The sequence below is a fragment of the Streptomyces sp. NPDC086549 genome (assembly GCF_044746205.1).
Lineage (GTDB): Bacteria > Actinomycetota > Actinomycetes > Streptomycetales > Streptomycetaceae > Streptomyces.
Map to the genome: position 1 here is coordinate 352,761 of NZ_JBIVBS010000010.1, position 26,354 is coordinate 379,114.

At 72.2% G+C, this 26,354-nt stretch carries 22 protein-coding genes; 9 read left to right on the forward strand and 13 right to left on the reverse strand.

Features of this window, described 5'->3' with window-relative positions; translation table 11 throughout:
• The first annotated feature begins 16 nt into the window (after window positions 1–16).
• Window positions 17–1,690 carry an FAD-binding dehydrogenase gene (locus ACIPSA_RS29780; protein WP_402639817.1) on the forward strand — a complete coding sequence of 558 codons (1,674 nt, stop codon included), beginning with the start codon at window positions 17–19 and terminating at the stop codon, window positions 1,688–1,690.
• A gap of 2 nt (window positions 1,691–1,692) precedes the next feature.
• On the opposite strand, the gene ACIPSA_RS29785 is transcribed toward ACIPSA_RS29780, so the two are convergent.
• Complete coding sequence (locus tag ACIPSA_RS29785) at window positions 1,693–2,043, reverse strand: DUF488 domain-containing protein (RefSeq protein WP_402639819.1); 351 nt, start codon at window positions 2,041–2,043, stop codon at window positions 1,693–1,695.
• 180 nt (window positions 2,044–2,223) lie between these two features.
• Here ACIPSA_RS29785 and ACIPSA_RS29790 point away from each other — a divergent pair, with 180 nt between their 5' ends.
• From ACIPSA_RS29790 to ACIPSA_RS29805, 4 genes are all read left to right on the forward strand, one after another.
• Window positions 2,224–3,651, forward strand: a complete 1,428-nt coding sequence (locus tag ACIPSA_RS29790) for a M1 family metallopeptidase (RefSeq protein ID WP_402639821.1) — start codon at window positions 2,224–2,226, stop codon at window positions 3,649–3,651.
• A gap of 83 nt (window positions 3,652–3,734) precedes the next feature.
• Window positions 3,735–4,487 (forward strand): L,D-transpeptidase family protein, encoded by a 753-nt coding sequence (locus tag ACIPSA_RS29795; RefSeq protein WP_402639823.1) that lies wholly within the window; start codon window positions 3,735–3,737, stop codon window positions 4,485–4,487.
• A 19-nt stretch (window positions 4,488–4,506) separates the two neighbouring features.
• A complete protein-coding gene (locus tag ACIPSA_RS29800; RefSeq protein WP_402639825.1) occupies window positions 4,507–5,214 on the forward strand; it encodes a response regulator transcription factor in 708 nt (235 codons plus the stop codon).
• The gene (locus tag ACIPSA_RS29805; protein ID WP_402639827.1) at window positions 5,211–7,049 is read left to right on the forward strand and encodes a sensor histidine kinase; all 1,839 of its coding nucleotides are present in this window, start codon (window positions 5,211–5,213) and stop codon (window positions 7,047–7,049) included. The genes ACIPSA_RS29800 and ACIPSA_RS29805 overlap by 4 nt, the downstream gene beginning before the upstream one ends.
• Window positions 7,050–7,152: 103 nt before the next feature.
• On the opposite strand, the gene ACIPSA_RS29810 is transcribed toward ACIPSA_RS29805, so the two are convergent.
• Window positions 7,153–8,373, reverse strand: a complete 1,221-nt coding sequence (locus tag ACIPSA_RS29810; RefSeq protein ID WP_402639829.1) for a saccharopine dehydrogenase family protein — start codon at window positions 8,371–8,373, stop codon at window positions 7,153–7,155.
• A gap of 129 nt (window positions 8,374–8,502) precedes the next feature.
• Here ACIPSA_RS29810 and ACIPSA_RS29815 point away from each other — a divergent pair, with 129 nt between their 5' ends.
• Window positions 8,503–9,261: a TetR/AcrR family transcriptional regulator gene (locus ACIPSA_RS29815; protein ID WP_402639831.1), complete on the forward strand. Its 759-nt coding sequence runs from the start codon at window positions 8,503–8,505 to the stop codon at window positions 9,259–9,261.
• Window positions 9,262–9,352: 91 nt separating this feature from the next.
• Here ACIPSA_RS29815 and ACIPSA_RS29820 read toward each other — a convergent pair whose 3' ends face one another.
• Window positions 9,353–10,252, reverse strand: coding sequence for a LysR family transcriptional regulator ArgP (locus ACIPSA_RS29820; protein WP_402639833.1), 900 nt, complete (start codon window positions 10,250–10,252; stop codon window positions 9,353–9,355).
• Window positions 10,253–10,342: 90 nt separating this feature from the next.
• Here ACIPSA_RS29820 and ACIPSA_RS29825 point away from each other — a divergent pair, with 90 nt between their 5' ends.
• Both ACIPSA_RS29825 and ACIPSA_RS29830 read left to right on the forward strand, forming a co-directional pair.
• Window positions 10,343–10,957, forward strand: a complete 615-nt coding sequence (locus ACIPSA_RS29825; RefSeq protein ID WP_402639835.1) for a LysE/ArgO family amino acid transporter — start codon at window positions 10,343–10,345, stop codon at window positions 10,955–10,957.
• A 149-nt stretch (window positions 10,958–11,106) separates the two neighbouring features.
• Window positions 11,107–12,414 (forward strand): MFS transporter, encoded by a 1,308-nt coding sequence (locus ACIPSA_RS29830; RefSeq protein WP_402639837.1) that lies wholly within the window; start codon window positions 11,107–11,109, stop codon window positions 12,412–12,414.
• A gap of 7 nt (window positions 12,415–12,421) precedes the next feature.
• Here the strand turns inward: ACIPSA_RS29830 and ACIPSA_RS29835 are convergent, their stop codons facing one another.
• Both ACIPSA_RS29835 and ACIPSA_RS29840 read right to left on the reverse strand, forming a co-directional pair.
• Window positions 12,422–12,877, reverse strand: a complete 456-nt coding sequence (locus ACIPSA_RS29835; protein WP_402639839.1) for a cyclic nucleotide-binding domain-containing protein — start codon at window positions 12,875–12,877, stop codon at window positions 12,422–12,424.
• Between the two features lie 257 nt (window positions 12,878–13,134).
• A complete protein-coding gene (locus tag ACIPSA_RS29840) occupies window positions 13,135–13,374 on the reverse strand; it encodes a hypothetical protein (protein WP_402639841.1) in 240 nt (79 codons plus the stop codon).
• A gap of 111 nt (window positions 13,375–13,485) precedes the next feature.
• Here ACIPSA_RS29840 and ACIPSA_RS29845 point away from each other — a divergent pair, with 111 nt between their 5' ends.
• On the forward strand, window positions 13,486–14,319 hold the full coding sequence (locus ACIPSA_RS29845) for a DUF1206 domain-containing protein (protein ID WP_402639843.1): 834 nt from the start codon (window positions 13,486–13,488) through the stop codon (window positions 14,317–14,319).
• A gap of 44 nt (window positions 14,320–14,363) precedes the next feature.
• On the opposite strand, the gene ACIPSA_RS29850 is transcribed toward ACIPSA_RS29845, so the two are convergent.
• From ACIPSA_RS29850 to ACIPSA_RS29885, 8 genes are all read right to left on the reverse strand, one after another.
• Complete coding sequence (locus tag ACIPSA_RS29850; RefSeq protein WP_402639845.1) at window positions 14,364–16,613, reverse strand: FUSC family protein; 2,250 nt, start codon at window positions 16,611–16,613, stop codon at window positions 14,364–14,366.
• A 122-nt stretch (window positions 16,614–16,735) separates the two neighbouring features.
• The gene (locus tag ACIPSA_RS29855; protein WP_402639846.1) at window positions 16,736–18,118 is read right to left on the reverse strand and encodes an NAD(P)/FAD-dependent oxidoreductase; all 1,383 of its coding nucleotides are present in this window, start codon (window positions 18,116–18,118) and stop codon (window positions 16,736–16,738) included.
• 288 nt (window positions 18,119–18,406) lie between these two features.
• Window positions 18,407–18,841 carry an ATP-binding protein gene (locus ACIPSA_RS29860; RefSeq protein ID WP_402639848.1) on the reverse strand — a complete coding sequence of 145 codons (435 nt, stop codon included), beginning with the start codon at window positions 18,839–18,841 and terminating at the stop codon, window positions 18,407–18,409.
• Window positions 18,842–18,928: 87 nt separating this feature from the next.
• Window positions 18,929–20,833 carry an AMP-dependent synthetase/ligase gene (locus tag ACIPSA_RS29865; protein ID WP_402639850.1) on the reverse strand — a complete coding sequence of 635 codons (1,905 nt, stop codon included), beginning with the start codon at window positions 20,831–20,833 and terminating at the stop codon, window positions 18,929–18,931.
• 160 nt (window positions 20,834–20,993) lie between these two features.
• Window positions 20,994–22,091, reverse strand: coding sequence for a glutamate--cysteine ligase (locus ACIPSA_RS29870; protein ID WP_402639852.1), 1,098 nt, complete (start codon window positions 22,089–22,091; stop codon window positions 20,994–20,996).
• Window positions 22,092–22,113: 22 nt separating this feature from the next.
• A complete protein-coding gene (gene glgB / locus ACIPSA_RS29875) occupies window positions 22,114–24,324 on the reverse strand; it encodes a 1,4-alpha-glucan branching enzyme (RefSeq protein ID WP_402639854.1) in 2,211 nt (736 codons plus the stop codon).
• Between the two features lie 4 nt (window positions 24,325–24,328).
• Window positions 24,329–25,693: a maltokinase gene (locus ACIPSA_RS29880; protein ID WP_402639856.1), complete on the reverse strand. Its 1,365-nt coding sequence runs from the start codon at window positions 25,691–25,693 to the stop codon at window positions 24,329–24,331.
• A gap of 31 nt (window positions 25,694–25,724) precedes the next feature.
• A partial coding sequence (locus ACIPSA_RS29885; protein WP_402639858.1) for an alpha-glucosidase C-terminal domain-containing protein occupies window positions 25,725–26,354 on the reverse strand: 630 nt, incomplete at its 5' end.

A 26,354-nucleotide genomic window follows, 5' to 3' on the forward strand; every position in this document is an offset into this window, starting at 1 on the left:
AAGGAAAACGGTCGCCATGGACGCGGACGTCATCGTCGTCGGAGCGGGCCTCGCGGGCCTGGTCGCGGCGCACGAAATCACCAGCCGGGGCAGGCGCGTCGCCCTGGTCGACCAGGAGAACGCCGCCAACCTCGGCGGGCAGGCGTTCTGGTCCTTCGGCGGGCTCTTCCTCGTCGACTCCCCGGAACAGCGCCGCCTGGGCATCAAGGACTCCTTCGACCTCGCCTGGAACGACTGGCAGGGCAGCGCCCGGTTCGACCGTGTCGAGGACGAGGACTCCTGGGCGGTGCGCTGGGCCCGCGCCTACGTCGAGTTCGCGGCGGGGGAGAAGCGGTCCTGGCTGGAGGGCCACGGCATCGCGCTGCTGCCCACCGTCGGCTGGGCCGAGCGCGGCGACCTGCGCGCGGACGGGCACGGCAACTCCGTACCCCGCTTCCACATCACCTGGGGCACCGGCACGGGCGTCGTCGAGCCGTTCGCGCGGTACGCCCAGCAGGCCGCCCGCGACGGGCTGCTCACCTTCTACCACCGCCACCAGGTGGACGAGCTGGTCATCGAGGAGGGTGCCGCGCGCGGGGTGCGCGGCACGGTCCTCGCCGACGACGACTCGCCGCGGGGAGTGGCCTCCAACCGCGACCGGATCGGCGAGTTCGAACTCACCGCCCAGGCCGTGGTCGTCACCAGCGGCGGCATCGGCGCCAGCCACGACATCGTCCGACGCTACTGGCCCGAGCGCCTCGGCACGCCCCCCACGGAGATGGTCACGGGCGTCCCCGCCTACGTCGACGGCCGGATGCTCGACATCAGCGCGGAGGCGGGCGTACGGCTCGTCAACCGGGACCGTATGTGGCACTACACCGAGGGCCTGCAGAACTGGGACCCCATCTGGCCCGGCCACGGCATCCGCATCCTGCCCGGCCCGTCCTCCATCTGGCTGGACGCCCTCGGCCGCCGGCTGCCCGACCCCTGCCTGCCCGGCTACGACACCCTCGGCACGCTCAGGCATCTGCGCACCACCGAGGACATCGCGGGCCACGACCACTCCTGGTTCGTGCTCACCCGGAAGATCATCGAGAAGGAGTTCGCGCTGTCGGGCTCCGAGCAGAACCCGGACATCACCGCCAAGGACCGCAAGGCGGTGCTCCGCGACCGGCTGCTCGGCAAGGGCGCGCCCGGACCGGTGAAGGCCTTCCTGCGCAACGGCGCGGACTTCGTGACCGCGGACACCCTCGAGAAGCTCGTCGAGAAGATGAACGGCCTCACCGACAAGGCGCTGCTCGACGCGGCCGAGGTGCGCCGCCAGATCGAGGCGCGCGACCTGCAGATCGCCAACCCCTACAGCAAGGACTCCCAGGTCCAGGGCATCCGCAACGCCCGCCGCTACATCGGCGACCGCCTCGGCCGGGTCGCCGCTCCGCACCGCATCCTCGACCCGGCGGCCGGACCGCTGATCGGCGTCAAGCTGCACGTCCTCACCCGCAAGACCCTCGGCGGCATCCAGACCGACCTGGACTCCCGCGCCCTGGGCGCCGACGGACAGCCCATCGGCGGGCTGTACGCGGCGGGCGAGGTCGCCGGCTTCGGCGGCGGCGGCGTCCACGGCTACAACGCCCTTGAGGGCACCTTCCTCGGCGGCTGCCTCTTCTCGGGGCGTGCGGCCGGGCGGGCCGCGGCGAAGCAGACGGCCTGACGTCAGTCCGTCAGGAGCTCCGCCAGCACCGAGGCGTGGCTCTCCTGCGGGGACTTGGAGGCGGTCAGCAGCGTCACCGGGCCCTCGCGGGCCGACTCCCGGAGGCCGTCGAGGAGCCCGGCGGCCTCCGGCGCGGCGAGCTCCGCCTCGTAACGGCTCCGGAACTCGTCGAACGAGCCCTCGTCCGAGTGGTACCAGCGACGCAGCTCGGTGGACGGGGTGAGGGCCTTCGGCCACTCGTCCACCCGGGCCGCGTCCTTGGACAGGCCCCGCGGCCACAGGCGGTCGACCAGGACGCGCACGCCGTCCTCCGGCTCGGGCGGTTCGTAGATCCGGCGTACGCGGACGGTCATGCACGGGCCTCCGTCGAAAGGTGGGTCGGGCGCCGGAAGCGTACTGTGGCGAGTCGGGAAGGTGACCGTCCCTGATCGGCGACGCGGCGTAACTTGACCTGAACGAGGGGGATTTTGTTCAACTTGGCCGCCTAGTCTGTGGGGCGTTTGATCATTCGCCATCCCCCCGAGGAGCGACACGTGACGCCACCGCGCCGGCCGGCCGCCAGACGACGCACCGCAGTCCTCCGCCGCGAGGCGGTTCTCGCCACCGTCCCCGTCGCCGTCGCGGCGCTGCTCGCGGCCGCCGGTCCGGCCGCGGCCGGGACGACCGGCTCGGCCGGCGTGGGAGACCCCTACTTCCCGTTCGAGGGCAATGGCGGCTACCACGTCCGCCACTACGGCCTGACGCTGCGTTACGACACCGCCTCCCGCCACCTCGACGCCACGGCGGTCCTCACCGCCCGCGCCACCCAGCGGCTGACCCGCTTCGACCTCGACCTCAAGGGACTGAAGGTCACCCGCCTCACCGTCGACGGCACCACGGCCGGCTTCCGCCGCGACGGACAGGAACTCGTCGTCACTCCGCGCCGGGCCCTTCGCAAGGGCCAGGAGTTCCGCGTCAAGGTCACCTACAACGGCACCCCCAAGCCGGTCACCGACCCGGACGGCTCCGTGGACGGGTGGATCCCCACCGACGACGGTGCCTTCGTCGCCGGCGAGCCGCAGGGCTCGATGACCTGGTTCCCGGCGAACAACCACCCCAAGGACAAGTCCTCCTACGACTTCACGATCACCGTCCCCGAGGGACGCACGGCGGTCGCCAACGGCGTCTTCCTGGGACAGCGCACCGCGCACGGGCACACCACCTTCCGCTGGCGCCAGACCGAGCCCATGGCCGCCTACCTCGCCACGGCGACCGTCGGCAAGTTCAAGGTCGAGCAGTACACCACGCGCGACGGCATACAGGTGTACAACGCCGTCGACCCGCGGGAGGCGAGCGCCGCCGCGCCCGTCCTCAGGAAGCTGCCGTCCGTCCTGGAGTGGGAGAGCAGGCTCTTCGGCCCCTACCCCTTCCGCGCCGCCGGATCGATCGTCGACCGGGCGCCGAACGTCGGGTTCGCCCTGGAGACCCAGGGCCGGCCCGAGTACGACTCGGCGCCCGACCTGAGCACCCTCGTGCACGAGAACGCCCACCAGTGGTTCGGCGACTCCGTCTCCCTCACCGCCTGGAAGGACATCTGGCTCAACGAGGGCTTCGCGACCTACGCCGAGTGGCTCTACAGCGAGCAGCACGGCGGCGACAGCGCCCAGAAGACCTTCGACAAGCTGTACGCGAAGCCGGCCGGCGACGATCTGTGGGCCTTCCCGGCCGGCGACCCCGGCAGCGGCGCCGACATCTTCGGCACCCCCGTCTACGCCCGCGGCGCCATGGTCCTGCACGAGCTGCGCAAGGCCGTCGGCGACCGGACGTTCTACCGCATCCTGCGCACCTGGGCGGCCGGGCACCGGGGCGGGCACGGGACGACCGCGCAGTTCGTGCGGCTGGCCGAGCGGGAGTCCGGCAAGGACCTGGACGGACTGTTCCACACCTGGCTGTACACGAAGGGCAAGCCGGCCGAGGAGTAAGGCGGATCCGGGGTCTTTGGCCATGTCCCGAACGGACAGAGGAACCTGACGAGTTCCTCACATGTCTCGGCCATGGTCGGAGAATGATCAATCGCAGAACCGCCGTCGCACTCCTCTCATCCCCCCTCCTGCTCACCGGATGCGGCGGCGGCGCCGCGGCGGCGCCGCGCCTCGAAACGACCCCGGCCCCGTCCCAGAGCCCGACACCGACGGTCTCGGCGGCACCGGAGACCTCCGTCGAGGCGGCCCCGCAGCGGATACCCGGACTCGGTCCGCGGACGTGGGAGGCGATACCCGCCCGGTCGCGCCAGGCGGTCGTGGCGACCGGACGCGGCAGGAACTCGTCCGTGTCCACCGTCGTCCTGCACGAGCGCACGGAAACCGGATGGCAGGCGGGCGCGAGCTGGGCCGGACACAACGCGCTGCGCGGCTGGAGCGACCATCACCTGGCCGGGGACCTGCGCTCCCCGCTCGGTGTCTACACCCTCACCGACGCCGGGGGCCTGCTCTCGGACCCGGGCAGTCGGCTGCCGTACGACCGCTCCAACGGTTTCACCTCGCCGGGCACCGGTTTCGAGGGCGAGTCGCTGGCCGGCTCGTTCGACTACGTCATCGCCATCGACTACAACCGCAGGCCCGGCACCTCGCCCCTCGACTGGACGCGCCCCCTCGGCGCGGGCCGCGGCGGCGGCATCTGGATCCACGTCGACCACGGCGGCCCCACCCACGGCTGCCTCAGCATCCCGAAGGCGCACATGAAGGAACTGCTCTGCGCCCTCGACCCGGACCGGCACCCCGTCGTCGTCATGGGGCACGCCGACTGGCTCGCCCGCTGAACCGCCTAGGATCCGCCCCGTGTGCGCATATGTGCTGGTCGCCGAGGACGACGAGATGCAGGCCGAACTCATACGCCGGTCCCTGCTGGCGGAGGGCCACACCGCCACCGTGGTCCACGACGGCTCGGCCGCCCTGGACGCGGCCCGCAGACTGAGACCCGACCTGGTGGTCCTCGACCTGATGCTCCCGGTGATCGACGGCTTCGGCGTGTGCCGGGTGCTGCGTGGCGCCACCGGAGACGACCCCGGCATCCCCGTGCTGATGCTCACCGCCCGCTCCGACGAGGACGACGTCCTGCTCGGCCTGGAGCTGGGCGCGGACGACTACATGACCAAGCCGTACAGTCCGCGCGAACTGATGGCCCGCATCCGTACGGTCCTGCGGCGCAGCGGTCACGGCGCCGGAGTCCGGGAGGAGGCCGCCGTACGCGCCGGCGGCATCTGCGTCGACCCGGTGCGGCACGAGGTGCGCTGCGACGGTGTGCCGGTGGAGTGCACCCCGGCCGAGTTCCAGATCCTGCTGGCCATGGCCGGGGAGCCGGACCGGGTGTTCACGCGGCGGCAGCTGCTGCAGTGCACCCGCGGTTTCGACCGGTCCTCCACCGAACGGGCCGTCGACGTCCACATCATGAACCTGCGCAGGAAGATCGAGGCCGATCCGCGGCGGCCGGTGCGGCTGGTGACCGTGTTCGGGGTCGGCTACAAGCTGAGCGGCGGACGCGGATGAAACCCCGGATACCGCTGCGCAAACGCCTGCTCGTCCGGCTGCTGCTCGCCTCGGCCCTGATCGCCGTGTGCTCCGTGGCGGCGACGGCCTGGCTGGCGGTGACCACCACCACCCGCGCCCTGAAGCAGGAACAGGGGCAGGACCTCAAGGCCGACACGAGAATCCTCGCCCGGCTCAGCGGTTACGCGGCGACCCACCCTGACTGGAAAGGAGTCCAGGACCTGGTCCGTGACCTGGCCGGACAGACCGGCCGGCGCATCGCCCTGACCGCCGCCGACCGCACTCTCATCGCCGATTCCGCATCGCGCCGCACCCCGCTGCCGCCCCAGCCGGCCGCCACCGTCGACCCCCTGCACACCGACACCTACACCCAGCCCGGGGCACAGCTCAGCGGTGTCGACCCGCGTGCGGTGGGGCCGTACATGCTGCCTGCCAAGGAACGCGACCAACTGGACGCCATCGCGCGCAAGCGGCGGCTGTGCTACGACCAGCACGGCGTCTCGATGATCAAGATCGAGCGGACCCGGAGCGGCCGGCCCGTACTCATCAACACGGACAAGACGGATGCCAGTGACCTGTTCCCGAACGAGTGCGGCGGCATGTGGCCGACCGAAGACCCCACCCGCACGGAGCGGAAGGCCCTCGACGTGCTGATGCAAGGCACCCGCGCCTGCATGGACCGCAAGGGTCTCGACTCGGGCTCGTCCTTCTTTCTCAACATCGATCCGAGAGTCTCCAAGTCCCTCGGTGTCGTTGCGCAGTTCGGCCTCAGGAGGGCGAGTGACCGGGGGGAGGATCTGCGCAGGATACAGAGCTGTGCCGACAGCGCGTTGCCCGTCCAGCTCGACCCGTACGTCGCCCCCGTGGCCCAGCTGTTCCTCGGCATCGGGGACCAGGCCGCGTCCCGCTTCGACATGTCACCGGCCAACAAGGCCAAGATCGTCGGCGCGGCCGCACTGGTCCTCGCCTTCACCGTCGCTGTCACGGCCGTGGTCGCGACCCGGCTCGTACGGCCCCTGCGCGCCCTGACCGAGGCCGCCCAGCAGCCGCCTGAACTGCATGTGCGGGTTCCGCTGACCACCCGGGACGAGACCGGCATCCTGGCTGAGGCATTCAACGACCTCACCGAGCGCCGGGAACGCCTGGAGGCCCAGCGCAAGGCGATGGTCAGCGACATCGCGCACGAACTGCGCAGTCCGCTCACCAACATCCGCGGCTGGCTGGAGGTGACCCGGGACGGCCTCGTGGACCCCGATCCCGCGCTGCTCGGCTCCCTGCACGAGGAGGCGCTGGTGCTCCAGCGCATCATCGACGACCTCCAGGACCTGGCGGCCGCCGACGCCGGCACCCTGCGCCTGCACCGCGAGCCGGTGCGCGCCGGCGAACTGCTCGACCAGGTCGCCGCCGCCCACCGGGTCGCGGCAGACGCCGCCGGGGTCGCCCTGGGCACCGAGGCCCACGGCGACCCCTGGCTGCACGCCGACCCGGTACGGATGCGGCAGGCCCTGGGCAACCTGGTCTCCAACGCCCTGCGGCACACGCCCGCCGGCGGCACGGTCACCCTGGCCGCCCGCCGGGACGGCGACCGGGCCGTCTTCACCGTCACCGACACCGGCACCGGCATCGCCCCCGAGGACCTGCCGCACGTCTTCGACCGGTTCTGGCGCGCGGAGAAGTCCCGCAGCCGCCGCACCGGCGGCAGCGGCCTGGGCCTGGCCATCGTCCGCCACCTGGTCGCCGCCCACGGCGGTACGGCCGAGGCGGCGAGCGAGCCGGGCGGGGGAGCCGAGTTCACCCTGCGGCTGCCCGCGGCGCCGCCGCCCGAGGACGGGTGAGAGCCGGTTCGATCCCGGTCTCCCTCGTCTCACTGGGACACCGTGGTCCGTCCCGCCGCAAGCGGCCGATGACCAGGGTCCCGGGGCGGCCGTGCCGGCGCGTTCACTGCTCCCGCATGCCCCAGGGCGAGCCGTAAGCGGTCAGCAGGTCCAGGAACGGGCGGGCCGGGAACGCCTCCGGGCCGAGGACGCCCGAGCCCGACCACGCGCCAGTGGCGAGCAGTTCGAGGGCGACCACCGGGTTGACGGCGGTCTGCCACACCACCGCCTGGCAGCCGTACTCCGCCATGGACCACTGGTTGTCGACCACGTGGTACAGGTACACCTCGCGCGGCGCGCCGTCCTTGGTACCCCGCACCCAGGTGCCCGCACAGGTCTTGCCGTGCATGCGCTCGCCCAGCGTCGCCGGGTCGGGCAGGCACGCGGCGACGACGTCCCGGGGCGAGACCGCGACCGGGCCCGCGGGGCCGGGGACGGTGACCGGGCCGGTGCGGTCGAGGCCCAGCCGGCGCAGCGTCCGGAGCGTGTCGATGAACTCCGTTCCGAGCCCGTACTTGAAGGTGACCCGCCGCGCGTCGACCCAGCGCGGCACCAGCAGCACCTCCTCGTGCTCCACGTTCACGCACTCCACCGGTCCGATGCCTTCGGGGAAGTCGAACACCTCGGGCTCGCTGAACGGCGCGGTGGTGAAGAAGCCGCGCTCCGCCTCGTACACCACCGGCGGGTTCAGACACTCCTCGATCGTGGTCCAGATGCTGAAGGACGGGGCGAAGTCGTAGCCCTCGACGGTGAGGTTCGCGCCGTCGCGGATGCCGATCTCCTCGATCTCGTCGAAGAGCTCGTCGGCCGCGTGCCGGGCGAACACGTCCGACAGGCCGGGCTCCACGCCCATGCCGACCAGTGCCAGCGTGCCGGACTTCTCCCAGTCGGCGGCCAGCGCGAACTGCTCGTCGCCGAGCTTGACACCGCACTCCTCGTACGGGCGCTCCGGGTGCGGCCGCGACAGGGACATGGCCATGTCCAGATAGCCGGCGCCGGCCGCGTGCGCCGCCCGGAACAGGGGCATGACGAAGCGCGGATCGGTGGCGTTGAGGAGCGCGTCGCAGCCGTGGCGCGCCAGCAGCTCGGTCACCGCCGACTCGTCGCCCGCGTCCACACGCTCGGCGCGGAAGCGCGCACCGTCGGCGCCGAGGGCCGCGACCGCCGCCTCGGCCCGGGCGAGGTCGTAGTCGGCGACGACCATCAGGTCGAAGAACGGACGCCGGGCGGCGATCCGGGTGATGGCGGTGCCGACACCGCCTGCTCCCACGAGCAGCACACGCATGGCGAAACTCCCTCACGATCCAAATCGAAGTCGAAGACAGGGCGCGCCTTGGCCCGAGATACAACGCCCCGGGCTCACGTAAGGTCAATGGCGTTGGCATAAGACGTCGGCCACGAGAGGGTGGGAGCCGTGCCGAAACCGGTGGTGCCCGAGGAGAAGCGTCGGCGGCGCCGGCCGACCAGGAGCGGCACCGTGCTGTCCGAGCGGCTGATCGTCGAGACCGCGCTGCGCATGCTGCGCGAACACGGCAGCACGGGGCTCACGGCGCGCCGCCTGGGCCTGGCCCTCGACTGCGACCCGAGCACGCTGTACCGCTACTTCCGCGGTATGGACGACCTGACCCTGGCCATCGGCGACGCGCTCATCGGGCAGGCGCTGCGCGGCTGGGAGCCCACGGGGCGGTGGCGGGCGGACCTGCGGGCCATCGGGCTGCGCATCCACGCGGCGTATGTCGCGCACCCGCAGGCGGCCCTGCTGACCGCGAACCGGGTCACCGGGCGGGCGCACGAGCTCGCCGCCGACGAGGCCGTCCTCGACGTGCTGCGCACGGCCGGCTTCCCGCTGCCGGACACCGTGCGCGTCTACCACGCCTTCATCGACCAGACACTGGCCTTCGCCGCGCTCGACGCCGCGACCCTGGCCCTGCCGAGCGCCTCCCAGCGGGCCGACGACGACAAGTGGAACTCGACCTACGCCCGCCTGCCCCGCACCACCCACCCCCGCATCGCCGAGGCGGCCCCCCTGCTGGCCACGCGCATGCCCACCAGTGCGTATCCGACGGCCCTGGACATGCTCCTGGACAGCGCGGCCGGGACGCTGGAGGCCGGTACGAGTCCGGAGCCGGCCGGGGCGGGGAATCGCCGACGGCCTGAGGGGCGTCCGGCCTGAGGGGTGTCCGGTCCGAGGGGTGCTCGATCCTGAGGGGCGCTCGGTCCCGAGGGGCGCGCGGTCCGAGGGGCGTCCGGCCTGAGGGGCCTCGCTACCCCCGCAGTGCCTCCCCCGCGGTGGCCGCCACCGCCTCGGCCACCGTCGCCAACGCGGGGGAGTCGAGCTTCCACTGCTGCCAGAACAGCGGGATGTCGACCGACCGCTCCGGCGCGAGGCGGACGAGGCGGCCGGCGCCCAGGAGCGGTTCGGCCTGCGCCTCCGGAACCATGCCCCAGCCGAGGCCCGCGGCCACCGCCTCGGCGAACCCCTCCGACGTCGGAACGTAGTGCCGCAGCCCGCTCGCCGCGCCCCGGCCCTGCGACAGCGCGCGCACGAAGTCGTCCTGGAAGTCGTCCCGCCGGTCGAAGATCACCACCGGGGCCTCGGCGAGCGCGTCCCGCAGCGGCCCGCCCAGATGCGCCGCGGCGAAGGCGGGGTTCGCCACCGGGAGGTAGCGCATCCGGCCCAGTGCGCGCACCGAGCAGCCCGGCACGGGGTCGGGCGACGAGGTCACCGCCGCCATCACCAGCCCCTCGCGCAGCAGCGCCGCCGTGTGGTCCTCGTCCTCGCGCCACAGCTCGAAACAGAGCCGTGGCTCCTGCGGCACGCGCGTGAGCGCCCCGAGGAACCAGGTCGCCAGCGAGTCCGCGTTCACCGCGATCGACACCCTCGTCGGCTCCCCGGCCCCGCTCATGCCGAGTTCGCCGCGCGCGTCGCGCTCCAGCCGGGCCAGCTGCCGGGCGAACCGCACGAGTACGTCGCCGGACTCCGTCGGCCGCACCGGCTTCGTGCGCTGGAGCAGCACCCGGCCCGTGCGCTGCTCCAGCGCCTTCACCCGCTGACTGACCGCCGACGGCGTGACGTGCAGAGCGGCGGCCGCCGCGTCGAACGTTCCCTCGTCTACCACCGCCAGCAGCGTCCGCACCTGGTCGAGGGGGAGCTCGGGCATCATGCGCACCCTCCCTTCGTCATTACAGCTGTTAATGGTACGTAAAAATCTTTAGCTGTACGCGGGGTGCTCCCTTTGCCTAGCGTCAAGGGCATGTCCAACGCCTTGACCACCGCGGCCGCCGGATTCGGCACCGGCCTCTCCCTCATCGTCGCCATCGGCGCCCAGAACGCCTTCGTCCTGCGCCAGGGGGTACGCCGTGACGCGGTCCTCGCCGTCGTCGGGATCTGCGCCCTGTCCGACGCGGCGCTCATCGCGCTGGGCGTCGGCGGTGTGGGCGCGGTCGTCGTGGCGTGGCCGGGGGCGCTGACCGTGGTGGGGCTGATCGGCGGTGCCTTCCTGCTCTGCTACGGCGCCCTCGCCGCCCGCCGTGTCCTCAGGCCCGGAACCGGCCTGCGGACGGAGGGCGAGGCCGTCGGCTCCCGCAGGCGGGCGGTGCTCACCTGCCTGGCGATGACCTGGCTCAACCCGCACGTCTACCTGGACACCGTGTTCCTGCTCGGCTCCCTCGCCGCCGACCGCGGCGCCCTGCGCTGGACCTTCGGGCTCGGCGCGGCGCTCGCCAGCCTGTGCTGGTTCACCGCCCTCGGCTTCGGCGCCCGGCTGCTCGGCCGCTTCCTGGCCAGACCCTCGGCCTGGCGCGTCCTGGACGGTCTGGTCGCCGCGACGATGATCGGGCTCGGAGCCATGCTCGTCGCCGGATCCTGAGACAGCCGGAATCCGGAATCCTGAGACAGCCGGAATCCCGGGACAGCCGGATGCGCGGAATGACGGTTCGGCGGTTGCGGGAGTTGCTGCGATAGTGAAGCTCGCATCGAAAGATGTAGTGAGCAACCACAGCGAGCAACGGGAAGCCCGTGGACACGAGCGAGAGCACAGGCAGCAGCACCGAACCGCAGTCCGGCCCGCTGGCCCCGCCGCCCCCGCCCCGGCACGGCTGGCGCCGCTGGGCGATGGACACCCGCCCCCTGCGTCGCCCCGCCTACCGGCGGCTGTGGACCTCGACCATCGTCACCGCCGTCGGCAGCCAGCTCACCGCCGTCGCCGTACCCAAGCAGATCTACGACATCACCCACTCCTCGGCCTGGGTCGGCTACGCGAGCCTCGCCGGTCTCGTGCCCATGGTGGTGTTCGCGCTGTGGGGAGGGGCGGTCGCCGACACCGTGGACCGCCGCAAGCTGCTGCTGGTCACCAACGGCGGGATAGCCGTGACCTCCCTGCTGTTCTGGGCGCAGGCCGTCACCGGGCTCCACTCGGTCGCCGTGCTGATGGTCCTGCTCGCGATGCAGCAGGCGTTCTTCGGCCTCAACGCACCGGCCCGCAACGCCTCCATAGCCCGGCTGGTGCCCGCGCAGGAACTGCCCGCCGCCAACGCCCTCGGCTCGACCGTCATGCAGACCGGGCTGGTGGCCGGGCCCCTGCTGGCCGGTGCGCTGATCCCGGTCATCGGCCTGCCCGAGCTGTACCTCATCGACGCCCTGGCCCTGTGCGTCACGGTCTGGGCCGTCGTACAGCTGCCCCCGCTGCCTCCGCTGGGGCAGGGGGTGGCCCGCCGCGCCGGGTGGCGGGAGATCGCGGCGGGCTTCCGCTACATCTCGCTGCACAAGGTGCTGCTGCTCTCCTTCCTCGCCGACATCATCGCCATGGTCCTCGGCATGCCCCGGGCCCTGTTCCCGCAGCTGGCCGCCCAGACGTACGCGTCGTACGGAGAAGGGCTCGCGCTCGGTGTGCTGTTCGCCGGGATCCCCGTCGGCGCCGTGATCGGCGGACTGCTCTCGGGCGCCTTCTCCCGGGCGCGGCGGCACGGCTGGATGGTGATCGGCGCGGTCGTCGGCTGGGGCGTGGCCATCGCCGGGTTCGGACTGAGCCGGAACCTCTGGGTCGCCCTGGCCTTCCTGGCGGCCGCCGGAGTCGCCGACATGATCTCCATGGTCTTCCGCGGCGCGATCCTGCTGTCCGCCGCCACCGACGAGATGCGCGGCCGTATGCAGGGCGTGTTCACGGTCGTCGTCGCGGGCGGCCCGCGCCTGGCCGACGTGCTGCACGGCACGGCGGGCTCGGTCTTCGGTCCGCGGGCCGCCGTCACGGGCGGCGGGCTGCTGGTCGTGGCCCTCATGCTGGGCCTGGCCGCCGCTGTGCCGGCACTGCGCCGCTACCGCGTCTGAGCGCCGCCTACAGCGGGCCGCGGCGGCGCAGCGCGTACGTGTCCATCAGCTTGCCCCGGGTCGTCTCCAGGCGGTGGGCGAGGATCTCGGCGACGGTCCGCACCAGCGACAGCCCGAGCAACGGGTCCTCCACGGACAGGCCCAGCACCGCCGCCGCGTCGAACTCGTACGCGCGCACGGCACTGAAGGCCACCGCGCCGAAGTCCCACTGGTACGGCGGGAAGAGCCACGACCAGCCGAGGAGGTCGCCGGCACCGAGGGTGGCAACGACCACCCGCTGCTGCGGCGTCACCTCCTGGTCGAGGTTGACCGCGCCCGAACGAATCACCCAGAAGCGGTCGGCGGTGCCTCCCGCTTCGAAGATCCTGGTGTCCTCGGGGAACGAGACCTCCTGTGCCAGCTCCATCAGACGCTCGCGCTGCACTTGCGGAAGGGCGGTCAGCAGTTTTATCGCTTTGGTCATGGCGCGGGGCTCCTCGCCGGCGGGGGTTCCGGTGTTGTGCCTGCACCCATTTCAGCCGCTGCCGCCGCCCTGAGCACCTCGGGGAGGGAAGATCCTGGGGCTCCGGTCCCGGAGGGCAGGAAAAAGCCCTGGCTGGACGGGGGAGGCCAGCCAGGGCCGTCAGGGGTGGCACAGGCAGGACCGGCTCGGTCGACTCCATTGCCACGTATGCATGAACGATAAACCATCTAGGGGGACTTCGTATAACCGGGAGCGGGTCACGTGACCTGTTTCACTCCGGCCTCCTCTCCGTGCCTGCCCGGTGCGGCGATTTCGTCCAGCACACGAGACACGGCCTCGTACGCCCATGCCCGTACGAACGCCTCCCGCGCTCCTTCCGGATCGGTCGCCCGCAGGTTCTCCGCACGCGCCTGCCAGGCTCGCTCCTCCGCCACCGCGCGGTCCCTGCCCCGCTGGATGCGCCGCAACAGCTCATCTGAATCCACGACATCGGCCATACCGCCCGCCTACCCCGAAACGACGCCCCGATGGGAGCGCAGGCCCACGGGTTTGACGGCGTCCGGAGCGGTCAGTCGGAGGGAGACCGACCGGGAGGAGGCGAGGCCGCCGTGCACGCCGGTGCTGTCGCGCGGAGCGCGCGGGTCCGTTCCCGCAGTGGGGCGGTCGGCGCGGTGACGGCATGGGCCGCGAGGGCCGGCCTCGCGGCGCGGGGAGCCGTCTACCTCCTCGTGGGGCTGCTGGCGCTGGGGATCGCCGTCGGCGGACAGAACAAGCCGGCGGACCGCAGCGGTGCCCTCGCCGAGCTCTCGGAGCAGCCGTTGGGCGGCGTCCTGCTGTGGGCGCTGGGCTTCGGGCTCCTCGGCATGGCGGTGTGGCGGCTGTCGGAGGCGCTCTTCGGCTCGGTCGGTCCCGACGGCGGTACGGCACGGATGCGGCTGCTGGGACTCGTACGGTGCGCTTTCTACGCGGTCTTCGCCTGGTCGGTGCTGTCGTTCGCGGCCGGCTCGGGCGGCCCCCGCTCCAGCGACCAGCAGTCCCGCGACATCTCGGCACGGGTGCTCGGCGTGCCCGGCGGGCAGTGGATCGTGGGCGCGGTGGGCGCCGGTGTCGTCGTGACCGGCGTGTGGATCGGCGTCCAGGCCGTGCGGCGCGTGTACCCCGAAGAACTGAGGACCGGCGAGATGTCCGCGCGGACGCGGCGTTTCGTCGACGCGACCGGTGTCGCCGGCGGCCTCGCCCGTGGTGTGGTGTTCACCGCTGCGGGGGTCTTCGCCGTCCGCGCGGCGGTCGACTACCGGCCCGACAGGGCGAAGGGCCTCGACGACACGCTCAGGTCCTTCGCCGGCACACCCGCCGGCCCTTGGCTGCTGGCGGCTGTCGCGGCCGGGCTGCTGCTGTTCGGGGTGTTCTCCTTCGCCGCGGCGCGCTGGTGCCGGGTCTGAGCGACCGGGCCGCCGTCCGTCCGGTGCCGGGGCGCCCCCGGCGGTCACTTCTTCCGCTGTGCGACCGGGACCCCGAGCGGCCGGGCCAGGCCCACCACCGCCTCGTCCAGGCGCTGCAGATGCCGCAGCACCCGGTCGGTCACGCGATCGTAGTGCGGGGCGGCCAGGGTGCCCGGCCGGAGCACGGAGGCGATGCTCGGGCCGGTCTCGACCTCGGACGCGCCGCACGGCTCGGCGACGTGCCCGGCGATCGCCTCGATGTTGTGCACGATGCGCTGCCCCACCACGCGCAACCGGGCATCCGCGGCGATCGAGGGGTGCTCCGGCAGGAGTTCGGCGGTGGCCGCCAGCGCACGCGCGTGGTACGCGCAGGTCTCCAGGAGCGCCACGACGTAGCGGGCGGTGTCCCGGCGCGACCGCTGCGGCGCGATCGGGTGGGTCAGCGGCTGCGTCGAGCTGCTCAGGTCGTCCAGCGCCTGGTCCAGCTCGCGGGCCCGGTCGAGCAGATCGGTCGGGGGCCCTCCGCTCAGCTGGTCGACCGCGGCCCGCGTGACGTCGGCGAGCCGGTCCAGCGCGCCGATGAGCAGCTCACTCGTACGGCGGTCGGTCTGCACCGGCAGGACCACCGCCGCCGCGAAGATCCCGCACGCCGCGCCCAGCGCCGTCTCCGCCACGCGCACCATCAGCACCGACATGCTGTAGGTGTTGAGCAGCGTGTACAGCAGGCCCAGCATCGCCGTCACGAAGAACGACATCAGCGTGTAGGACAGCGGTGCCGTGTAGAACATCGCGAAGATGCACAGCAGCACCAGGGCGAACGTCGTCCAGGTGTGATGCCCGACGAGCCCCGCCAGGCCGATGCCGGCCACGACGCCGAAGACCGTGCCCACCAGCCGGCGGTAGCCCTTGACCAGGATCTCCCCGGTGGACTCGGTGTTGATGAACACGATCCAGCAGGTGAGCACCGCCCAGTACCAGCGATGACTGGAGAGCAGCTCACCGCCGACGATGGCGAGCGCCGACCCGACCGACACCTGCACGGCCGCACGCGTGGTCGGGCGCCGCAGGCCCGTCGGCTTCTCTTCCGCCTTCCCCTCGCCCTCCTCGCCCGCGAGCGCCGCGTCCTCCGCCTCCAGCTCCTCGCGCGAGCGGGCCGTCGCGGGGGTGTCGCCGGACTCGTCCTGCCGGCCGTCGAGGGCGATCCGCAACCCCAGAACCGCCCGCGCGGCCTCGCCGATGCCGCGGAAGACGTCCTGCACGGCCGGCGGCGCATCGGGCAGGTTCTCCTCCTCGCGGTAGCCGAGCAGCCGGTTCCGCAGCTGGGACAGCGTGGACCCCGCGTCCTCGGACACGAGCCGCAGCACGAGCAGACGCAGTGTCGCGAGGGCGCGGCGCAGCTCGGCGGCCGACTCGTCGCGCACCGGCAGCTCGCCGCCGGGGAGCGGCGCGCCCGGCAGGTGCAGGGTGAGCGTGTCCGCCCGCTCGGCCCTGCGTGCGGTCAGCAGCAGGAGCCCCAGCCGCTCCGCGGCGATCTCGGCGTCCGCGATCCGGCGCTGCAGCAGCCGCGCCGCCGCCTCGTCGGAGGTGCCGTCCGGCAGCCGGGACTGGATCATCAGGGCCGTCTCGTGCAGCCGGGCCGTCCTGTCGCGGACCTCCGTGAGGACCTTGTCGACCTCCTCCGGGCCGGCGTCGAGCAACTCGGTCTGGGCCTCGATGAGCTGGGCGAGCCGGGCGCGGAAGGCCCGGCGCAGCCTGTCGAGGGTGCCCGCGGGCGTCCCCGGCACGAGGACGAACCGGGCGAGGGCGCTGCACAGGAACGCCAGGACGATCGTGCCGTACAGCGCCGGCAGTGCCGGCACGGTCGCGTGCACGAACAGCGAGAGGAAGTAGACCTGGAAGGCGATCAGCCCGAGCGTCGTGCCGCGGTCCCCGTACCTGCGGACGTAGACGGCGCAGAAGATGAGCGCGACGAAGTACAGGTCGCCGACCACGACGTGCGAGTGCAGCACCGCTCCCAGCGACACCGAGGCCAGGGCCACCGGCACACCCAGGGCGAGCGTGACGGCCTGCCGCGCCCGCTGTTTCTCCCGGACCGCGAAGGTGGCGGCCATCGCCGCCATGGCGCCAGCCACCAGGTGGGTCGGATCGGCCCCGAGCAGGCTCAGTGCGGTCAGCGCGAGGACGACGGCGACGACGGTCCGCAGGCCCGCCGCCAGCCGCAGCAGTCCGGGATCCGACGCCGCGAGACGCTCCCGCAGTTCCGCCCGCACCGACCGTCCCGCCGCAGTCCTCACGCCGCCGTGCTCTCTCCCGTGTCACGTCGTGATCCCGCACCCAGCATGGCGGCACGGGCGGTCCGCGGCCACCGCGGGCGGCCGCCGGCCAGGCGCGGGACCGGCGGCCGAGGACGACCGCGTCAGACCGCCGGGCCGTCGCCGCCGCGGCCCTCCACGTGTGCCCGCACCTCTTCGGGCGTCAGGTAGGCGTTGGTGTACTCGAAGTCCTTGAGCCTCAGCGTCTTGCGCGTCTGGAATCCGGTGCGCACGAAATCGTCGCCCGCGACCGCGTTGAGCAGCCAGTTCGTCATGACGCGGGTCTTGGCGACGTTGGTGCGCAGCGCCGACCAGTGGTAGCCGCGGGCGACGGCCTGCGCGGGCAGGCCGCGCAGCTCGATGCCGAGCGGCTTCGACACGGCGTCCTTGCCTCCGAGGTCGACGACGAGCCCGAGGTCCCGGTGCTCGTACGGACGCAGGGGCTGGTTGCGCAGAGTCGCGATGACGTTGTCGGCGACCCTCCTGCCCTGGCGCATGGCGTGCTGCGCGGTGGGCGGGCAGATCGCGCTCTCCTCGTCCTTGGCCTTGTCCGGCACGGCGGCCGCGTCGCCGAGCGCGAAGACCCCGTCGTGGCCCGGGAGCGTCATCTGTGAGTCGACCGCGAGCCGTCCCCGCACCGTCTCCGCGCCGAGCGTGGCGATCAGCGGGCTGGCGACCACACCGGCTGTCCAGATCAGGGTGCGCGTGGGGATCACCCGGCCGTCGGTGAAGGTGACCTCCTCGGGGCCCGCCTTCTCGATGGACACGCCCAGGGAGATGTCGATGCCGCGTCGCCGCAGGATCTCCTGGGCGCTGCGGCCGAGCTTGTCGCCCAGCTCGGGCATCAGCTTCGGCGCGATGTCGATCAGGTGCCACTTGATCAGGCCCGGGTCCAGCCGCGGGTAGCGCTTGACGGCCGCGTGCGTCAGCCGCTGCAGACAGGCGGCGGTCTCGGTGCCGGCGTAGCCGCCGCCGACGACCACGAACTGCAGCCGCGAGGCGCGCTCCGCCGGGTCGTGACTGGCGTCGGCGAGGTCGAGCTGGGAGATGACGTGGTCGCGGATGTAGGCCGCCTCCGCGAGGGTCTTCATGCCGAAGGCGTGCTCGGTCAGCCCCGGGATGTCGAAGGTGCGGGTCACACTGCCGGGCGCCAGCACGATGTAGTCGTACGACTGGTTGACGATCTCGTCGGTGATCGTGCGGATGACGCAGACCTTGGCCTTGAGATCCACGCCTATGGCACCGCCGGGGACGATCCGGGTGCGGTACTTCTTGCTCCGGCGCAGCGACACGGCGATCGACTGGGGTGTGAGCACGCCGGAGGCGACCTGAGGCAGCAGAGGCAGATAGAGCTGGTAGGCGACGGGCGTCACCAGGGTGACATCGGCCTCGTCGGGGGTGAGTTTCCGTTCCAGGCGGCGCACGCACTCCACTCCGGCGAAGCCTGCGCCAACCACCAGGATCCTGGGTCGTGTCACGGTGTCCATCCCTTTCTGCGGCTCCAGGCGGTTCGACTCGACGCCGTTCGCATGCCCCGGATCGCTGCTTCGCACCACATCGATCCCACCGTGCCCCGAGCCGTTGCGCCAGTCGGGTCCGGCAGGCAGACGAACGCGTGGGCACCAGCATGCCCCTCCGCGGCCCCGGGTAACCCGCGTGCCGCACGGATATGCGGCGTACTGCTGTGCCAGTGGCGGTTTCGAGGGTTCCCGCCGAGGGACGCGCGCCGGTCGGGGCGGGCTCGAACCCGGCGCGCCGCACGGACCGCGACGCCGTCACCAGGGCAGGAAGGCGTGCACGTCCTTGCCGTTGTCCGTGACGACCACGCTGACCTGGTCGCACAGCGTGTGCAGGAGATGCCATCCGATGCCGCCGCCGCCCCTGCTCGGCCGGAACGGTCGCGGCTCGGGCGGGACGGTGCTGGTGTCGTGCATCGTGACGTGCACGCCGTCGAACGTGCGGCGCATGCGCAGCTCGAAGGGGCCAGGGGCGTACTGGACGACGTTGGCGGCCAGTTCCGTGACGACCAGCAGGATGTCGTCCCAGTACTCCGGGGTCGCCGGAGGCGACGTGCGCGCGAGGCCGCACAGGAACTCCTCCGCCGCGAGTCGCGTACCCGTCACGTTCCGCAACTCACCAGGGAAGGCGAACGTACGTTCGTACGCCTCCTCCGGGGGAGGTGTGTGGTTCCAGCGCGGCCCGGTCGGCATCGTGTTTTCCCCAGCCCGTTCGGAACGGGACTGCCGTCGTCGCTCGTTCTCTCTCGCCCTCTCCGAGTGCCCACAGGCGGGGACTCCTCACCGGAACACGTTGTCCGAGTCGTCCCAGTCGTCCGGCTCCTCCGGCACCGGCCGGCGCGCGGCTTGGGTCCGGGCCTGGTACATCGCCTCGATCTCGGCCGCGTAGTGCCGCACTATGGCGTCCCGGCGCAGCTTCAGCGAGGGCGTCAGCAGTCCGTTGGCCGGGTCGAAGGGCTCGGGGAGCACCCGGTAGACCCGGATGGACTCGGAGCGTGACACGGTGCTGTTGGCCGCGGCGATGGCACGCGCGATCTCCTCCCGCAGCGCGTTGTCCTCCCGCGCCTCCCGGCCCGGCGTGTCGGACTGCAGCGCCAGGGCAGTCCGCCAGTGCGCCAGGTACTCCGGGTCCAGGGTGATCAGGGCTCCCACACAGGGCCGGTCGTCGCCGACGACCACCGCCTGGTGGACGAGTGGATGCATCCGCAGCCGCTGTTCCAGCGGGGCCGGCGCCACGCTCTTGCCGCTGTTGGTGATGATGATGTCCTTCTTGCGGCCCGTGATCGTCAGGTAGCCCTCCGAGTCCAGCTTTCCGATGTCCCCGGTGGCCAGCCAGCCTCCGCGCAGCGCGGTCCGCGTGGCCGCCTCGTCGTTGATGTAGCCCTGGAACACCGACGGACCGTGCACCAGGATCTCTCCGTCGGCGGCGGCCCGGATCTCCATGCCCGGCAGGGGCCGCCCCACGGTCCCGGACTTCTCCCGGCCCAGCGGCTGCATGGTGATGCCGCCGCTGGCCTCCGTCAGCCCGTAGCCGTCGTGCACGTAGATGCCGATGCCCTCGTAGAAGAGGGACAGTTCACGGCTGAGCGCCGAGCCGCCGGACGTGGCCCGGACCACCCGGCCGCCGAGCACCGCACGCAGCCTGCGGTACACCGTCCGCTCGTACAGGGCGTGTTGCAGCCGCAGGTCGAGCCCGGGGCCTGGTCCCCTGCCCAGCCGCTGTCGTTCCTGGGCCGCAGCGAAGTCCCGTGCGGTCTCCGCCGCGCGCTCGAACAGGGCACCGCGGCCCGCCTGTTGGGCGGTCCGCAGGAACGTCTTGTAGAGCTTCTCGAAGAGCGACGGCACGGCGTAGAAGTACGTCGGCCGGAAGGTGCGCAGGGCCGAGGCCAGGGCTTCCTCGGTCATCTCCGGCTCGTGCCCCATGAGGACTCCGCCGCGCACGCACATCACCTGGATCATCAGCCCGTACACGTGCGAGAACGGCAGGAAGGCCAGGACGGACGGCTGTTCGCCCGGCGCCGCCGCCGTGTGCCCCCAGCCGGCGAGCAGCGTGTCGCACGGATGCGCAAGGCTGCGGTGGGTCAGCGCGCAGCCCATCGGGCGGCCCGATGTGCCCGAGGTGTAGGCGATGGCCGCCGTCGAGTCCGGCAGCACGAGACGGCGCAGTGACTCCACCGTGGTCAGCGGGATGAACGTGCCCCGCTCCGTCAGCTGGGCCAACGCCCCCGCGTCCAACTGCCAGACGTGCCGCAGCCGCGGAAGCCCCGTGCACACGGTGCCGACCGTCATGACGCCCTTGTCGTCCTCCACCACGACGGCCACGCAGCCGGCGTCCCGCAGGATCCACTCGACCTGGTCCCGGGACGACGCCGGATGGATCGGGACGACCTCCGCGCCCACCGACCACAGCGCGTGGGCGAGCACGGTCCACTCGTACCGCGTCCGGGACATGACGGCCACCCGGTTGCCCGGCGATATCCCGGAGGCCACCAACCCCTTGGCCACGTCGACCACTTCGTCCCGCAGCTCGATCGCCGTCACCTCCTCCCAGGTGGTGGGGTCGCCGTCCGCTCGGCGGGCGAGCACGGGCAGGGTCGGGTTGCGGACCGCCATGTCGAAGACGCTGTCGGCGAGCCCGCCGACCAGGGGCGGAACCGCCGCCGGAGCGAGGGCCAAGTCGCGCATGCACTGCTCCTGGGATGTACGGAGGGTGATACTGCCGACCAGTACCGTGGTCGGCGGTGCTCGAATCTAGCCCAGGCGACCCCGTTTGGTGTTCGGAACGGTCAAGTCTTCGCCGACTGATGATCTAGACACGTCCGGGAGCTCCGCGCAAGGCACACCATCACGACGGCGCGAGCTGTGTGTGCCGTACGCATTCGGCGACGACGTCCCGCAGGCTCCCGGCCCGCTCCAGCGACTCGCGCTGCACCGAGGCGCCGTTGCCCCGCCGCCGCAGCATGCCGAACGCTTCGCGCACGCGCCCGGTGTCACCGCTGTCGGCGAGCGGGGCCGCGACGTGCTCCAGGAGGTCTCGCAGCACCGATTCCGCGGGCGCCGGCCGCATGGTCTCGGGGTGGAGCAGTTCCCCGGACAGCCCCGAGCGCGCCGCGCGCCACGCGGCCAGCCGCAGCAGGCTCACACTTGACTCCGACGGCCCGGCGCCGGCCCGCCAGGCACGCGCCGCCGTCTCCACCAGCCCGCGCGCCAGGGCGGCCACGAGGACGGCGGTCTCCGTGTGCAGGCAGACGTCCGCGACACGGATCTCCACCGTCGGATACCGCTCGGACAGGCGCGCGTCGAAGTAGACCATGGCCTCGTCGAGGACGGCGCCGGTGGCGAGCATGTCTGCCACCCGCCGGTGATACCGCTCGGCCGAGCCGAAGACCTCCGTCGGTCCGGCGGACGGCCAGCGCTGCCAGACCCGGCTGCGGTAGCTGGCGTACCGGGTGTCCTTCCCCTGCCAGAAAGGGGAGTTGGCGCTCACCGCCGTCAGCACCGCCAGCCAGGGCCGGATCCGGTCGAGGACGGCGACCCCCTCCTCGTCGGACTCGACGGCCACGTGGACGTGACAGCCGCAGACCAGCTGCTGGTGCACGCCGATGCCGTACTGCTCCGCCATCCACGCGTAGCGGCGGTCGGCGCTGACCGAGGGGGTGACGGGCAGCGGCGAGGTGGCCAGCGCGGCGACGGTGCAGCCGGCCTCCCCGGCCAGGTGCGCGGCCTCCTCGCGGCAGCGGACGATCTCCGCGGCCAGATCACCCATGTCCGACTGCGGATGGGTGGCGAACTCGAGCTGCTGGCTGTGCAGCTCCTTCTCGAACACCTCCCCGCCCTGGTCGTCCTGGTCGGCGCGGGCGAGCACCGCGGCGGACACCGCCCGGGGCTCCCCGGTCCCGGGATCGACCAAGAGGAGTTCCTCCTCCACTCCTACGGTGCGCACCTCCCCCGACTGCCCCTTTCGGTCATCCTTGAACCGGCGCCGGGGCCAGCCACACCGTGGCGAGGGGCGGCAGGGTGAGCCGGAGCCCGCCGTCGTCCGGCACCAGCGCTCCGCGGTTGGTGACGTCGCTGCCCCCGTAGCACGCGCGGTCGGTGTTGAGGGTCTCGTGCCAGGCGGGGACGTCGTCGGGGACGCCGAGACGGTAGTCCTGCCGGACGACGGGGGAGAGGTTGGACACCGCCAGCAACGGTGTCCCCCGCCCGTCGAACCTCAGGAAGGCGAAGACGTTGTCGTCCGCGGCATCGCCGACGACCCATCGGAAGCCGGCCGGATCGGTGTCCCGCTGCCACAGGGCCGGGGTGGCGCGGTACAGCGCGTTCAGATCCCGTACGAGGTCCCGCACACCGCGGTGGTCGGCCTCGGCGCTGTACGCCGGGTCCAGCAGCCACCAGTCGGGGCCGTGGGCCTCGGACCATTCGCCGCCCTGGGCGAACTCCTGGCCCATGAAGAGGAGCTGCTTGCCGGGGTGGGCCCACATGAAGCCCAGATACGCGCGGTGGTTGGCGCGTTGCTGCCACCAGTCGCCCGGCATCTTGGCGACGAGCGCACGCTTGCCGTGGACGACCTCGTCGTGCGAGATGGGCAGGACGTAGTTCTCGCTGTAGGCGTAGACCATCGAGAAGGTCATCTCGTGGTGGTGGTACCTGCGGTGCACCGGCTCGTGCTGCATGTACACCAGCGAGTCGTGCATCCAGCCCATGTTCCACTTCAGCCCGAAGCCCAGACCGCCGCTGTCCGTCGGCCGGGTCACCCCGTCCCACGCGGTCGACTCCTCCGCGATGGTCACGACACCGGGACTGCGCCGGTACACGGTCGCGTTCATCTCCTGCAGGAACGCCACCGCGTCCAGGTCCTCCCGCCCGCCGAACACATTGGGCGTCCACTGACCGGAGTCGCGCGAGTAGTCGAGGTAGAGCATCGAGGCGACCGCGTCCACGCGCAGGCCGTCGATGTGGAACTCCTCGCACCAGTACACGGCGTTCGCCACCAGGAAGTTGCGCACCTCGATGCGGCCGAGGTCGAACTCGTACGTCCCCCAGTCCGGATGCTCGGCCCGCCGTGAGTCCCCGGGCTCGTACAGCGGATCCCCGTCGAAGCGCGCCAACGCCCAGTCGTCCTTGGGGAAGTGCGCGGGCACCCAGTCCATGATCACGCCGAGGCCGGCCCGGTGGAGGGCGTCGACGAGGTACTTGAAGTCGTCGGGGGTCCCCAGACGGGACGTCGGCGCGTAGTAGGACGTGACCTGGTAGCCCCAGGAGGGGCCGAAGGGGTGCTCGGCGACGGGCATCAGCTCGACGTGGGTGAAGCCGAGGTCTTTGACGTAGGCGGGCAGCCGGTCGGCGAGTTGGCGGTAGGTCAGGCCGGGCCGCCAGGAGGGGAGGTGGACCTCGTAGACCGAGAAGGGGGCTTCGTGGACCGGCGTGTCCGCGCGGTGCGCCATCCACCTCTCGTCGCCCCACTCGTAGTGCGAGGTGTGCACGATGGAGGAGGTGTTCGGCGGGACCTCCGCGCGCCGCGCCATCGGGTCGGCCTTGAGGAACCGGCCACCGTAGCGGGACGTGATCTCGAACTTGTACCGGGTGCCCTCGCCGACGCCCGGCAGGAACAGTTCCCACACGCCGGACGAGCCCAGCGAACGCATCGGGTACTGGGTGCCGTCCCAGCAGGTGAAGTCGCCGGCGACGCGCACTCCCCGGGCGTTCGGCGCCCACACGGTGAACCGGGTGCCGGTGACGCCCTGGTGGGTCATCGGCTCGGCGCCCAGCGCCTTCCACAGCTGCTCGTGCCGGCCCTCGCCGATCAGATGGAGATCGAGCTCGCCCAGAGCGGGCAGGAAGCGGTACGGATCGTGCACCTCCTGCTCGCCGTCCTCGTACTCCACCACCAGCGTGTACGACGGGACCGTGTCGTGGGGGAGTACGGCGGCGAAGAGTCCGTCGCCCTCGGAGACGAGCCCGCTGCGCATTCCGTCGATCACGACGCTCACCGCACGGGCGAACGGGCGCAGCGCCCGGAAGACGGTCCCGCCCGGGGCCGGGTGGGCGCCCAGCAGGTCGTGCGGATCATGGTGGGCGCCAGTCAGCAGGCGCTCACGGTCGGCGGCGTCCAGCGGGGCCGCCGTGGGCGGGAGCGGGCCGGAGGGCTCGGGGAGCGAGGTGTCGCGCAGTGCCATGAGGTCAGCCTCCACGTACGGCGAGCCGCTTGATCGCGGCCATGGGAACCGGAAGCCAGTCCGGGCGGTGCCGGGCCTCGTACAGCACCTCGTACACCGCCCTGTCGGTCTCGTGGGCACGCAGCAGGGCGTGCTTCTTGCGTGGATCCCACCCGGCGCGGGCCGCGTAGCCCGCGCAGAAGGCCTCGCGGCAGCGGCGGGCCCACTCCGGGCGCCAGGGGCGGCGCTGCCGGGCCGCGTAGTCGAAGGAACGCAGCATGCCGGCTATGTCCCGCACGGGGGACTGGGCGCTGCACCGCTCGGTGAGGGGGCGGGACGGCTCGCCCTCGAAGTCGATGACGAACCACTCGTGGCCGGCTCGCAGCACCTGTCCTAGGTGGAGGTCGCCGTGTATGCGCTGGGCGGGCGGCCCGGCGTCGCACGTGACGAGCGCGCCGAAGGCGGTGCGGAGCCCCGGGACGAACGGCCGCAGCGCGGGCACGCAGTGCACGGCGGCCTCCAGCCGTGCCGTCATCGCCTCCGCCGTACGTCCGTTCTCGCCGTGGGCAGTGGACGGGAAGGCGGTGGACAGTGCCAGATGCACGTCGGCCGTGGCCCGCCCCAGCTGGTGTGCCTCCGTGGTGAAGTCGTCTCGCGCGGCGAGTGCGCGCAGTGCCAGCGTCCAGCCGTCGTCGGCGTCGGGCAGGAACGGCTGGAGCACGCCGAGCGTCGCCGCCCACGGTTCCGTCGTCCGGAACCAGGCCACCGGCGCGGGCACGCGCAGACAGCCCTGCGCGGCCAGCGCCCCCGGCACCTCCAGGTCGGGGTTGACCCCGGGCTGGATGCGCCGGAAGACCTTCAGGATGTACGCATCGCCGTACACCAGCGAGGAGTTGGACTGCTCGGCGTCCAGCAGACGCGGCGCGAGTCCGCCGGGCACGCGCTTGGCCGGGTCCGCCTCGAAGCACAGCGGGCCCGCCGTGCCCGGGTGCCGCAGCCGCTCCAGGAGCAGCTCGGCCGAGCGCGGGTCGTACAGGGCGTCGTACACCGCGAGACCGGCCAGCGGACCCGCGTGTGCCCGGCCGATGAACGCCCGGTCCAGGTGCGGCGCCTGCTGCTCCCGCACACCGAGCAGCAGTTGGTAGCAGTCTCCGGCCGAGGGCGTGCCCACCGGGGCGGGGACCCCGGCCTGTCCGGTGTGGACCAGCAGGTGCAGACAGCCCGGGAACAGCTCGGTCAGGGACAGCACGGTGAGGTCCGTGACGGGCCGGTCCTTGCCCGCGAACCAGCGCTGGCGGGGCAGCCATTCGCGCAGCAGCCCGGCCAGCGAGGCCATGGGCCGGTCGAGACCCGTCCTGTGTCCCGGCCGGACGGAAACGGTCTTCGGCATGGTGACGCGTCCTTTCCTCGGCGTCGCGCGCTCAGCGGCGTCGGCCGATGCGGGATGCGACTCGGGAGAGCCGGAACCAGTAGAAGCCGTGGCCCGCGAGGGTGAGCAGATAGGGCAGTTCACCGATGGCGGGGAAGCGGACTCCGCCGATGAGCTCGACGGGATGGCGTCCGTCGTAGACCCGCAGGTCGAGTTCGGTCGGCTGTGCGAAGCGGGAGAAGTTGTGCACGCACAGGACCAGGTCGTCCTCGTGCTCGCGCAGGAAGGCGAGGACCGAGGGGTTCGACGACTGGAGTTCGGTGTAGGACCCCAGTCCGAAGGCAGGATTCTGCTTGCGGATCTCGATCATGCGGCGGGTCCAGTGGAGCAGTGACGAGGGGGAGGACATGGAGGCCTCGACGTTGGTGACCTGGTAGCCGTAGACGGGGTCCATGATCGTGGGGAGGTAGAGGCGGCCGGGGTCGCTGGAGGAGAAGCCGGCGTTGCGGTCGGGGGTCCACTGCATGGGGGTGCGCACGGCGTCGCGGTCGCCGAGCCAGATGTTGTCGCCCATGCCGATCTCGTCTCCGTAGTAGAGGATCGGGGAGCCCGGGAGGGACAGGAGCAGGGCGGTGAAGAGTTCGATCTGGTTGCGGTCGTTGTCGAGGAGGGGGGCGAGGCG

Coding starts and splice junctions, on each gene's coding strand:
- ACIPSA_RS29780 (WP_402639817.1), top strand. CDS start 17: ATGGACGCGGACGTCATCGTCGTCGGAGCGGGCCTCGCGGGCCTGGTC.
- ACIPSA_RS29785 (WP_402639819.1), bottom strand. CDS start 2,043: ATGACCGTCCGCGTACGCCGGATCTACGAACCGCCCGAGCCGGAGGAC.
- ACIPSA_RS29795 (WP_402639823.1), top strand. CDS start 3,735: ATGATCAATCGCAGAACCGCCGTCGCACTCCTCTCATCCCCCCTCCTG.
- ACIPSA_RS29805 (WP_402639827.1), top strand. CDS start 5,211: ATGAAACCCCGGATACCGCTGCGCAAACGCCTGCTCGTCCGGCTGCTG.
- ACIPSA_RS29810 (WP_402639829.1), bottom strand. CDS start 8,373: ATGCGTGTGCTGCTCGTGGGAGCAGGCGGTGTCGGCACCGCCATCACC.
- ACIPSA_RS29820 (WP_402639833.1), bottom strand. CDS start 10,252: ATGATGCCCGAGCTCCCCCTCGACCAGGTGCGGACGCTGCTGGCGGTG.
- ACIPSA_RS29825 (WP_402639835.1), top strand. CDS start 10,343: ATGTCCAACGCCTTGACCACCGCGGCCGCCGGATTCGGCACCGGCCTC.
- ACIPSA_RS29835 (WP_402639839.1), bottom strand. CDS start 12,877: ATGACCAAAGCGATAAAACTGCTGACCGCCCTTCCGCAAGTGCAGCGC.
- ACIPSA_RS29840 (WP_402639841.1), bottom strand. CDS start 13,374: ATGGCCGATGTCGTGGATTCAGATGAGCTGTTGCGGCGCATCCAGCGG.
- ACIPSA_RS29855 (WP_402639846.1), bottom strand. CDS start 18,118: ATGGACACCGTGACACGACCCAGGATCCTGGTGGTTGGCGCAGGCTTC.
- ACIPSA_RS29860 (WP_402639848.1), bottom strand. CDS start 18,841: ATGCCGACCGGGCCGCGCTGGAACCACACACCTCCCCCGGAGGAGGCG.
- ACIPSA_RS29865 (WP_402639850.1), bottom strand. CDS start 20,833: ATGCGCGACTTGGCCCTCGCTCCGGCGGCGGTTCCGCCCCTGGTCGGC.
- glgB (WP_402639854.1), bottom strand. CDS start 24,324: ATGGCACTGCGCGACACCTCGCTCCCCGAGCCCTCCGGCCCGCTCCCG.
- ACIPSA_RS29880 (WP_402639856.1), bottom strand. CDS start 25,693: ATGCCGAAGACCGTTTCCGTCCGGCCGGGACACAGGACGGGTCTCGAC.